Source organism: Rhodoferax sp., from assembly GCF_028689305.1.
Classification (GTDB): Bacteria; Pseudomonadota; Gammaproteobacteria; order Burkholderiales; family Burkholderiaceae_C; genus Rhodoferax.
Genome location: NZ_JAQTWM010000035.1, coordinates 23668 through 33250 on the forward strand (window position 1 = coordinate 23668; position 9583 = coordinate 33250).

Annotated in this window: 8 protein-coding genes and 1 pseudogene; 3 read left to right on the top strand and 6 right to left on the bottom strand. The window is 60.7% G+C overall.

The features are described from left to right. Nucleotides 1-28: 28 nt before the first annotated feature. From PHW99_RS09175 to PHW99_RS09195, 5 genes are all read right to left on the bottom strand, one after another. Nucleotides 29-1567 (bottom strand): malonyl-CoA synthase, encoded by a 1539-nt coding sequence (locus PHW99_RS09175; RefSeq protein ID WP_300176010.1) that lies wholly within the window; start codon nt 1565-1567, stop codon nt 29-31. Between the two features lie 34 nt (nt 1568-1601). After that, nucleotides 1602-2420: an enoyl-CoA hydratase/isomerase family protein gene (locus PHW99_RS09180; RefSeq protein WP_300176013.1), complete on the bottom strand. Its 819-nt coding sequence runs from the start codon at nt 2418-2420 to the stop codon at nt 1602-1604. 62 nt (nt 2421-2482) lie between these two features. Beyond that, a complete protein-coding gene (gene lgt / locus PHW99_RS09185; RefSeq protein WP_300176017.1) occupies nt 2483-3295 on the bottom strand; it encodes a prolipoprotein diacylglyceryl transferase in 813 nt (270 codons plus the stop codon). A 76-nt stretch (nt 3296-3371) separates the two neighbouring features. Then, nucleotides 3372-5207 carry a dihydroxy-acid dehydratase gene (ilvD, locus tag PHW99_RS09190; protein ID WP_300176022.1) on the bottom strand — a complete coding sequence of 612 codons (1836 nt, stop codon included), beginning with the start codon at nt 5205-5207 and terminating at the stop codon, nt 3372-3374. Nucleotides 5208-5321: 114 nt separating this feature from the next. Further along, the gene (locus PHW99_RS09195; protein WP_300176025.1) at nt 5322-5570 is read right to left on the bottom strand and encodes a TIGR04438 family Trp-rich protein; all 249 of its coding nucleotides are present in this window, start codon (nt 5568-5570) and stop codon (nt 5322-5324) included. 127 nt (nt 5571-5697) lie between these two features. On the opposite strand from PHW99_RS09195, the gene PHW99_RS09200 reads away from it, so the two are divergent. Beyond that, on the top strand, nt 5698-6000 hold the full coding sequence (locus PHW99_RS09200) for a c-type cytochrome (protein ID WP_300176027.1): 303 nt from the start codon (nt 5698-5700) through the stop codon (nt 5998-6000). Nucleotides 6001-6055: 55 nt separating this feature from the next. Here PHW99_RS09200 and acs read toward each other — a convergent pair whose 3' ends face one another. Then, the gene (gene acs, locus PHW99_RS09205; RefSeq protein WP_300176030.1) at nt 6056-8053 is read right to left on the bottom strand and encodes an acetate--CoA ligase; all 1998 of its coding nucleotides are present in this window, start codon (nt 8051-8053) and stop codon (nt 6056-6058) included. Between the two features lie 131 nt (nt 8054-8184). Between acs and PHW99_RS09210 the strand changes: the two genes are divergently transcribed. Together PHW99_RS09210 and PHW99_RS09215 are read left to right on the top strand one after the other, a co-directional pair. Beyond that, nucleotides 8185-8787: a YqhA family protein gene (locus PHW99_RS09210; RefSeq protein ID WP_300176033.1), complete on the top strand. Its 603-nt coding sequence runs from the start codon at nt 8185-8187 to the stop codon at nt 8785-8787. A gap of 564 nt (nt 8788-9351) precedes the next feature. Then, nucleotides 9352-9583, top strand: a pseudogene (locus tag PHW99_RS09215) (GNAT family N-acetyltransferase); the annotation flags it as partial.

Sequence of the window (9583 nt, forward strand, 5' to 3'; positions counted from 1 at the left end):
ACAGTCTCCGGTAGTGCTAACCTGGATGCTAGCCGCCTTGTGTCACGCCGTAACGGTCACGCAGCACATTTTTTTGTACCTTGCCCATGGTGTTGCGTGGCAGATCGGTGACAACAAAACATTGCTTGGGCACCTTGTAATTGGCCACACTGGCCTTGAGCCTGGCCAGAATGGCTGCCGGCGCCAGTGACACGCCAGCACGCGGCACCACCACCGCAACCCCAACCTCGCCAAAGTCAGCATGCGGCACCCCCACCACCGCGCTCTCGGCCACACCGGGCAGGTCGTTGATGACACTCTCCAGCTCCGCCGGGTAGACGTTGTACCCCCCGCTGATGATCAGGTCCTTGCTGCGACCCACAATCGTCACATACCCATCAGCCGCCTGTCTGCCGACATCACCGGTCTTGAAGAAACCGTCGGCCGTGAACTCCTGGGCGGTTTTCTCCGGCATGCGCCAGTAGCCGGCAAACACATTCGGCCCCTTGACCTGGATGTCGCCAATCTCACCCGGCGCCAGCATCCGCCCGTCACCACCGACCACGCGCAGGCTCACACCGGGCAGCGGCAGTCCCACGGTGCCACCACGGCGCTCGCCCACGTAGGGGTTGGAGGTCAACATGATGGTTTCACTCATGCCATACCGCTCCAGAATCGTGTGGCCGGTGCGCTGCTGCCAGGCCTCGAAAGTGTCCATCAGCAAAGGTGCCGAGCCCGAAATGAACAGACGCATGTGGCTGGCAAGCGCGGGCGTCAGGCCGGGTTCGGCCAGCAGCCGCACATACAACGTCGGCACCCCCATGAACACCGTGGCTTCGGGCATTTTGCGCAACACCAGCCGGGGATCGAACTTGGCGCACCAGATCATCTTGCTGCCGTTGATCAAGGCACCGTGGATGGCCACAAACAGACCATGCACATGGAAAATTGGCAGCGCATGAATCAACACATCACCGCCCTCGGCGGCAGAGCGCCAGCCCCAGTAATCCTTGAGCACCAGCGCGTTGCTGAGCATGTTGCCATGGGTCAGCATGGCCCCCTTGGAGCGGCCGGTGGTGCCGCTGGTGTAGATGATCACCGCCACATCATCGGCTTGCCTGACCACCACCTGATGCTGATCCGGCCAGTGGGCGGCGCGCTCAAGCAGGCTGCCGCTGCGATCATCATTGAGCGTGAACACCCACGGGGTTCCAGCCCGGAACGCCAGCTTGCTGACCCAGCCAAAGTTGGCCGCGCTGCACACCACCACGGCAGGCTCGGCATCCTGGATGAAGTAGTCCATCTCGGCGCTCTGGTAGGCCGTGTTCAGCGGCAAAAATACATAACCGGCCCGTAAGGTGGCCAGGTAGAGCATCAGCGCCTCAACCGACTTTTCCACCTGCACGGCAATACGTGCGCCATCGGGCAAGTCCAGCGATTGCAGAAAATTCGCCAGCATGGCGGTGCCGCTCTCCAGGTCGCGCCAGGTATAAAACAGGCCACTGTCAGTCTCGATGGCGGTGTGTTCCAGATCAGCGGGAAAGGCCCGGCGCAGCGCCGTATACAGGTTGGAAGACGGGTTGGTCATGGCATCTCTCGTACAAGGTGGCGCTCGGCCAAGGTCAGAATCGCGGCGGGCGCTTCTCCAGAAACGCGGTGATGCCTTCGCGCTGCTCAGCACTGTCAGCGTAGGCATAAGCACGTTGCAACAAGGCTGCCAGCGGGTCTGGGTCTGTGACAGAATTCATAGCTACCGGCGCTTGATTGACGTGGGCTGGATGGCTATTGAGTACCCGAAGTGTCTGTTTGTTCAGGCGCGCAGCTTGCGGCGCCAGCCCGGCCATGCGCTGCACCGTGGACTGCGCCAGCGTGGCCAGGTCCACATCTGCCACCACCCGGCTCAAAAAGCCGCGCTGCGCCATCTCCGGCGCACTGAACACCGCCGCCTCCAGCAACATCTGGCGCGCCGTCACCAGACCCACTTCGCGCCCCACCAAAGCCGCCTCACGCGGCGCCATCGGAAACCCCAGGCGGGCAATCGGTGCGCCAAACTGGGCCGATTCGGCCGCCAGCCGGATGTCGCAGCAACTGGCAATCTCGACCCCCGCGCCCATGCAATTGCCAGTGATTTGCGCCACCATCGGCACATCGCAGTTGAGCATGGCGTTCAAAGCGCCCCAGACATCCTCTTCATGAAATTCACGCAAGGAGGCCTCTTCAAAACGAAAGCTGGCGTATTCCGAAATGTCACCGCCAGCACAAAAATGCGCGCCATGGCCAAGCACCAGTACACAACGCACAGTGGCATCCCGCTGGATACCCTCAAACACGCTGCGCAAGTCGCGCCACATGGCGCGGGACATCGCATTAAATCGACGGGGATGACTCAGGGTGACCTGCGCCACCCCTTGCTGCTGCCGCAGCTCAATACGCGCCGGCATGATTTACTCTCATTTTGATAGCTAACAAGGCAATGGATATCCGGGCTAGAGGTCGATTTTTCCTATTTTTCCGTGAACCTCGCACGCGTCCACAGCCACAAACCGGCGCCGCCCAGAATCATCGGCACACACAGCCACTGGCCCATGCTCATGCCCAGGCTCAGCAGGCCCAAATGGGCGTCTGGCTCGCGGAAAAACTCCGCCGTGAAGCGCAGCACACCATAACCGAACAAAAAGGCCGCGGCCACCTGGCCCGGCAAGCGTGGCCGGCGGGCATACAGCCACAACACCACAAACAACAACAGGCCCTCCAGCAAAAACTGGTAGATCTGCGACGGATGACGCGGCAGGTCTCCGGCCCCGCGAAACACCATGCCCCAAGGCAGATCCGGGCTGGCCACCCTGCCCCACAACTCACCATTGATGAAGTTGCCCACGCGCCCCATGGCCAGCCCGGTGGGCACACAGGGGGCGACAAAATCTGCCACTTGCAGCAAGGGGCGTTTGCGCGACCAGGCGAACCAGATTTCAGCCACCACCACGCCCAGCATGCCGCCATGAAAACTCATGCCGCCCTGCCACACGGCAAACACCTCCAGCGGATGGGCGGCGTAGTAGACCGGTTTGTAAAACAGGCAGTAGCCAATGCGTCCGCCCAAAATCACCCCCATCACGCCCAGGAACAAAATGTCTTCCACATCCTTGCGACTCCAGGCCTGAGCACCGGTGAGGGAGACAAACGGTTCATGGCGCAGGCGCAAATTCGCCAGCCACATGAACAAGCCAAATGCCGCCAGATAGGTCAGACCGTACCAGTGCACGGCCACCGGCCCGAGTTGCAGGGCCACAGGATGGATGTCAGGATGGATCAACATGGGTTCAAAACAAAAATGCACTTCAGCAAACGCATGAAGTGCATGGATGGGGTCAAGCGGTCAACGACTCAAAAACTCAGTCGTCCAGCAGCGACAGGTCGCGCACCGCGCCTTTGTCGGCCGACATCACCAGCTTGGCATAGGCCTTGAGCGCAGCCGACACCTTGCGCGGGCGCGGCTTGGCGGGCTTCCAGCCAAGGGCATTCTGCTCGGCACGGCGTTTGGCCAGTTCTTCGTCCGACAGCAGCACGTTGATGCTGCGATTCGGGATGTCGATGCGAATCCGATCGCCGTTGCGCACCAGGCCGATGGCGCCACCGGCCGCCGCCTCGGGCGAGGCGTGGCCGATCGACAGGCCCGAAGTGCCGCCGGAGAAGCGGCCATCGGTCAGCAGCGCGCAGGCCTTGCCCAGGCCCTTGGACTTGATGTAGCTGGTGGGGTAGAGCATTTCCTGCATGCCGGGGCCGCCCTTGGGTCCTTCGTAGCGCACGATGACCACGTCACCGGCCTTGACCTGGTCATTCAGCACATGCTCCACGGCCTCGTCCTGCGACTCGGTCACATGGGCCGGGCCTTCAAACACCAGCAGAGCATCATCCACACCTGCAGTTTTCACCACGCAGCCATTCAGCGCGATGTTGCCCACCAGCACCGCCAGGCCACCCTCTTGTGAAAAGGCGTGGTCGATGGAGCGGATACAGCCCTCAGAACGGTCCGTGTCCAGGCTGGGCCAGCGTGTGGCCTGGCTGAACGCCACCTGGCTGGGCTTGCCGGCGGGGCCGGCCCGATAGAACGTGTGCACCTCGGGGGACTGGGTGCGCAGGATGTCCCACTGGTCCAGCGCGTCCTTCATGGTTTTGGCATGCACCGTGGGCACGTCAGTGTGCAGCTTGCCGGCACGGTCCAGCTCACCCAGGATGGCCATGATGCCACCGGCACGGTGCACGTCCTCGACATGGTATTTCTGCGTATTGGGCGCCACCTTGCACAGCTGCGGTACCACACGTGACAAGCGGTCAATGTCTTTCATGGTGAAGTCAATCTCGGCCTCCTGGGCAATGGCCAGCAAGTGCAGGATGGTGTTGGTGGAGCCACCCATGGCGATGTCCAGCGTCATGGCGTTCTCGAACGCCTTGGGGCCGACCGAACGCGGCAGCACCGTGGTGTCGTCCTGCTCGTAATAACGCTTGGCCAGCTCAACGATCAGGTGGCCGGCGCGTTTGAACAAGGCCTCGCGGTCGGCATGGGTGGCCACCACGGTGCCATTGCCCGGCAGGGCCAGACCCAGCGCCTCGGTCAGGCAGTTCATGGAGTTGGCGGTGAACATGCCCGAGCAGGAGCCGCAGGTCGGGCAGGCAGAACGCTCCACTTCGGCCACTTCCGCGTCACTCACCTTGCTGTCGGCGGCCATCACCATGGCGTCGATCAGGTCGAGCTTGATGACACCCAGCTTGGTCTTGCCGGCTTCCATCGGGCCGCCGGAGACAAACACCACCGGGATATTCAGGCGCATCGCGGCCATCAGCATGCCAGGGGTGATCTTGTCGCAGTTGGAGATGCACACCATGGCATCGGCGCAATGGGCGTTGACCATGTACTCGACCGAGTCGGCAATGATGTCGCGGCTGGGCAGCGAATACAGCATGCCGTCGTGGCCCATGGCGATGCCGTCGTCCACGGCAATGGTGTTGAACTCTTTGGCGACGCCGCCGGCCGCCTCAATCTCGCGCGCTACCAGCTGGCCCAGGTCCTTCAGGTGCACATGGCCGGGCACGAACTGGGTGAAAGAGTTGACCACCGCGATGATGGGCTTCTGGAAGTCGTCGTCCTTCATGCCGGTGGCGCGCCAGAGTGAACGGGCACCAGCCATGTTGCGACCAGCGGTGGAGGTTTTGGAACGGTAGGTGGGCATGGTGATTGATCGTCAAAAAAAGGGGAAGACAGGAGCAAAAAGTGCGTTTCGGATTATGTCCCACAGGTTCACCAGCGGGGTCAGGCAGGTCAATACACCTGCAAAGTGCTCAATTCAGCGACGGTGGTTCTTGCGAAAATTGTTGTCCAGCGCTTCCTTGGTACGAGCCCGGCGCGCATCACGTCGGCGGTCTTCACGTTCCATAGCTTTGCGTTTGGTGTAGCCCGAGCTGTCGGCCCAGGCCCACCAGGCCGCCGCCAGCGCAAACGGCGCCAGCACCAGCCACCAGGGCCACAGCGCCACCGGGCCCCACTCGATGTATTTCAGCCCCAACAAAACCAGTCCCAAAACCAACAGGTACATGACACCCTCTCCCGGCACAAATCACAGATTCCCCAAGGGTAACCGGTATTTGCCGCCGAAGCTTGTCAACGCCCATCCGTACAATGCCGTTAATGACTTGTTGTTTGTTATTTCAAAGGATGACACCATGAAACGCACGCTTTTTGCCCTGGTTGCCGCCACGGTTGTGACCACACCGGTGCTGGCCGACCAAGCCCTGGCACAAAAGAAGAACTGCATGGCCTGCCACGCCGTTGACAAAAAAGTCGTCGGCCCCGCCTACAAGGATGTCGCCCAGAAATACGCGGGGCAAAACGTCAGTGCCAAGCTGGCCACCAAAATCATGAAAGGTGGCTCGGGGGTCTGGGGTGCCGTGCCCATGCCGGCCAACCCGCAGGTGAACCAGGCCGAAGCCGACACCCTGGTCCGCTGGGTGTTGTCACTCAAATAGCGTCATCCCTCGGCCCAACAACAAAAAGCCCGCAATTGCGGGCTTTTTTACAACATCAGTAGGTTTGACCCAACTGACTCAAGATCGCCGGATTTTCCAGCGTCGAGGTGTCCTGGGTAATCGACTCACCCTTGGCCAGCGAACGCAACAGACGGCGCATGATCTTGCCGGAACGGGTCTTGGGCAGGTTCTCACCAAAACGGATGTCTTTCGGCTTGGCGATCGGGCCAATTTCCTTGGCCACCCAGTCACGCAACTCCTTGGCAATCGCCTTGGCTTCATCTCCGGACGGGCAACCACGCTTAAGCACCACAAAGGCGCAAATCGCCTCACCCGTCAAATCATCGGGGCGACCCACCACGGCGGCTTCTGCCACCAGGTCGGTCTTGGCCACCAGCGCTGATTCAATTTCCATCGTGCCCATGCGGTGACCCGACACGTTCAACACGTCGTCGATACGGCCGGTGATGCGGAAGTAGCCCCGGTCGGCACTGCGCACGGCACCGTCGCCAGCCAGGTACAGCTTGCCGCCCATTTCCGGCGGGAAATAGCTGTTCTTGAAGCGCTCGGGATCGTTCCAGATGGTGCGGATCATGGATGGCCAGGGGCGCTTGACCACCAACATGCCACCGGAACCGTTGGGCACGTCATGACCCGCTTCGTCCACGATGGCGGCCATGATGCCGGGCAGCGGCAAGGTACAGCTGCCAGGCACCAGCGGTGTGGCGCCGGGCAGCGGAGTGATCATGTGACCGCCGGTCTCGGTTTGCCAGAAGGTGTCCACAATCGGGCAACGCTCTTTGCCGATGTTCTTGTAGTACCACATCCAGGCTTCGGGGTTGATCGGTTCGCCCACCGAGCCCAGGATACGCAGGCTGGAGAGGTCCGAGCGGTCAGGATGAACCTTTTCATCACTTTCAGCCGCCTTGATCAAGGAGCGGATCGCCGTCGGAGCCGTGTAGAAAATGCTGCACTTGTGACGTTCGATCATCTGCCAGAAGCGGCCAGCGTTCGGGTAGGTCGGGATGCCTTCAAAAATGATCTGGGTGGCGCCAGCGGCCAGCGGGCCATAGGCCACATAGGCGTGACCGGTGATCCAGCCGATGTCGGCCGTGCACCAGAACACGTCGTCAGCGCGCAGGTCAAACGTCCAGTCCATCGTCAGCTTGGACCACAGCACAAAACCGCCGGTGGCGTGCTGCACCCCCTTGGGTTTGCCAGTCGAGCCCGAGGTGTAGAGCACAAACAGCGGGTGTTCGGCCCCGACCATCACCGGGGCACACTCGGTGCTCTGGCTGGCCAGCGCTTCGGTGAAGGTGATGTCGCGGCCTGCCACCATGTTGCAGGGGGTGGCGGTGCGCTCGTACACCAGCACAGTCTTGATCGACTCGCAGCCACCCAGACCCAGGCCTTCGTCCACAATCGCCTTCAGCGGCAACTCCTTGCCACCGCGCATCTGGAAATTCGACGTCACCACCGCCACCGCACCGGCGTCGATGATGCGCTCCTGCAGCGCCTTGGCCGAGAAACCGCCAAACACCACGCTGTGGGTGGCGCCAATACGGGCGCATGCCTGCATGGCGATCACCCCTTCGAGGGTCATGGGCATGTAAATCAGGACACGGTCACCCTTCTGGACGCCACGCGCCTTGAGCGCATTGGCAAACTGGCTGACGCGGGCCAGCAATTCCTTGTAGGTGGTTTTGGTGACGCTGCCATCATCGGCTTCAAAAATGACCGCGACCTTGTTTTCATTGGCCGTGCCCATGTGTTTATCGAGGCAATTGGCCGAGGCATTGAGCTCACCGTCTTCAAACCACTTGTAAAAAGGCGCGTTGGACTCGTCCAGGGTCTTGGTAAAGGGTTTGTTCCAGACCACGTTTTCACGGGCCAGACGAGCCCAGAACCCTTCAAAATCCTTCTCGGCTTCGGCGCACAGGGCGTGATAACCGTCCATGCCGGAAATGCGGGCGGCCCGGACGACGGCATCACTGGGCGGGAAAACGCGGTTTTCAACCAACACGGATTCAATTGCAGACGGTTGTGTGCTCACAGATCAATCTCCTCTAGTTAAATTAAATGCACGCAATAATGTCCAGGCTGGCACTTACATGCCACTGACTGCCAAACACCGGACACACGATCACGATAAACTTGCCGCCCAGTTCTATTGATTGAGAAACCATGTCGTCCCCCAACTCCGAGAAAAGTCCGGTCCTGCGCCCGATTCCACGTCTGATTTTTGCCAGTCGCTGGTTGCAACTGCCCCTGTACCTGGGCTTGATTGCCGCGCAAGGCGTGTATGTATACCACTTTCTGCTGGAACTGCTGCACCTGCTGGAGGCGGCGTTTGGCAACCAGGCCGCCCTGGCAGCCCTGATCGAGAGCATCGGCTACAAGAGTGACGTCCAGATCACGCACCTGAATGAAACCATCATCATGCTGGTGTTGTTGGCGCTGATTGACGTGGTGATGATCTCCAACCTGCTGATCATGGTGATTGTGGGCGGTTATGAAACCTTTGTGTCGCGCATGGACCTCGAAGGCCACCGCGACCAGCCGGAGTGGCTGGACCACGTCAATGCCTCGGTGCTCAAAGTCAAGCTCGCCACCGCCATCATCGGCATCAGCTCGATTCACCTGCTCAAGACCTTCATCAACGCCGCCAACTACGACAACAAGGTGCTGATTGCGCAAACCGCGATCCACATCACTTTCCTGCTCTCGGCCATGGCGATTGCCTATACCGACCGGTTGATGACACATCAGACGCCTGCTGCCCACTGACACTTGACGTCGGCCCGGACGGGCCCATGCGTCAGCCTGGTGTGAGGGTGCCTGATGACATATCTGGCCTCATAAAGAGGAAAAGCTCAATGCAGACCTCTAGCAGGCATGAGCAGGCGCATACCGACAGAACAAGGGCAAACCTTCGTGATACCCACTGTGTCAGTATTTGAGGTTCAGCTGCCGACTGATTTGCCAGCTCAATCTTAGGGCCCCGCCCAGCGTAGCTGGCACTGAACCAGACACCTGCCCTGTGTCGGAAGAAGACTTGCATGCCTGGTGCCGCGAAAAGGGTTTTCGAACACCAACCCAAGGCTGGGCGTGAACCGTTCTGTAGCGCGACAGCACCTGATTCCAGCATGCCCAATCGACCCTGCGTGAACTGCAAGGCCAGCACGAAGTCCTGCAGCGCGAGCTGCGTCAAAAGGAGAAGGCGCGGCGGAAGCGTCAACCTATGCCACTTGGCAACGATGTCGTCCCAGCACAGGCCCAGCACCTCACCCGGCCTCGCGCCAGTCAGCAGCTTGAACTGAAACCTGGCTCGGGCAAAATGGGCGCATGACCATGTCCCCCAACACATACACCATCCGCCCGATGACCCGCCCTGAGGTCAACATCGCTATTGACTGGGCAGCTGCCGAAGGCTGGAACCCGGGGCTGCACGATGCCGATGCGTTTTACGCGGCTGATCACGGTGGTTTTCTGGTCGGGCTGCTGGACGACGAGCCGGTCGCCACCATTTCTGCAGTGAAGTACGGCGCATCTTTTGGCTTCATTGGGTTTTACATCGTCCAGC

Coding starts and splice junctions, on each gene's coding strand:
- PHW99_RS09200 (WP_300176027.1), top strand. CDS start 5,698: ATGAAACGCACGCTTTTTGCCCTGGTTGCCGCCACGGTTGTGACCACA.
- PHW99_RS09175 (WP_300176010.1), bottom strand. CDS start 1,567: ATGACCAACCCGTCTTCCAACCTGTATACGGCGCTGCGCCGGGCCTTT.
- ilvD (WP_300176022.1), bottom strand. CDS start 5,207: ATGCCCACCTACCGTTCCAAAACCTCCACCGCTGGTCGCAACATGGCT.
- PHW99_RS09180 (WP_300176013.1), bottom strand. CDS start 2,420: ATGCCGGCGCGTATTGAGCTGCGGCAGCAGCAAGGGGTGGCGCAGGTC.
- PHW99_RS09210 (WP_300176033.1), top strand. CDS start 8,185: ATGTCGTCCCCCAACTCCGAGAAAAGTCCGGTCCTGCGCCCGATTCCA.
- lgt (WP_300176017.1), bottom strand. CDS start 3,295: ATGTTGATCCATCCTGACATCCATCCTGTGGCCCTGCAACTCGGGCCG.
- PHW99_RS09195 (WP_300176025.1), bottom strand. CDS start 5,570: ATGTACCTGTTGGTTTTGGGACTGGTTTTGTTGGGGCTGAAATACATC.